The organism is Pseudomonas juntendi (assembly GCF_009932375.1).
Lineage (GTDB): Bacteria > Pseudomonadota > Gammaproteobacteria > Pseudomonadales > Pseudomonadaceae > Aquipseudomonas > Aquipseudomonas juntendi.
The window spans coordinates 1-525 of the sequence record NZ_BLJG01000507.1 but is presented as its reverse complement, the minus strand read 5'-3'; the positions used below and the strand labels follow the sequence as shown (position 1 = coordinate 525).

1 protein-coding gene is annotated in these 525 nt (G+C 67.2%); it reads left to right on the top strand.

What is annotated here, in order from left to right; all coding sequences use genetic code 11:
* On the top strand, positions 1-470 hold a 470-nt coding region (locus GYA94_RS26975; protein ID WP_161893485.1), incomplete at its 5' end, for a DUF808 family protein.
* Between the last annotated feature and the right edge of the window lie 55 nt (positions 471-525).

Below are 525 nucleotides of genomic sequence, written 5' to 3'. Positions count from 1 at the left end.
CCGACTTCATCCTGTCGGCGGAAATCATCGCCATTACCCTGGGCATCGTCGCCGACTCGCCGCTGCCACAGCAGGTCATCGTGCTGTCGGGCATCGCGGTGGTAATGACCTTGGGTGTTTACGGGGTGGTGGGCGGCATCGTCAAACTGGACGACCTTGGGCTGTGGATGACCAAGCGGGCGTCGGGCGTGGCTCAGGCGGTAGGCAATGGCATATTGCGCGCGGCACCCTACATGATGAAAGGCCTGTCGGTGGTTGGCACGGCGGCGATGTTCCTGGTGGGTGGCGGGATTCTGGTGCATGGCATCGCGCCGCTGCATCACGCGGTCGAAGCGTTCAGCGAGGGGCGCGGTGGTGGGCTTACCGTGGCTTTGCTCAATGGCGTGGCCGGGGTGATCGCCGGTGCCGTGGTGCTGGCGGTAGTGACGGTGGCCGAGAAGCTGTGGCGCCGGGTGCGGCCGGCCAACTGAGCGGCCTGGCCGGGGCGTTGCCCCGGTTCGCGGGCACGCCCGCTCCCACAGGTAC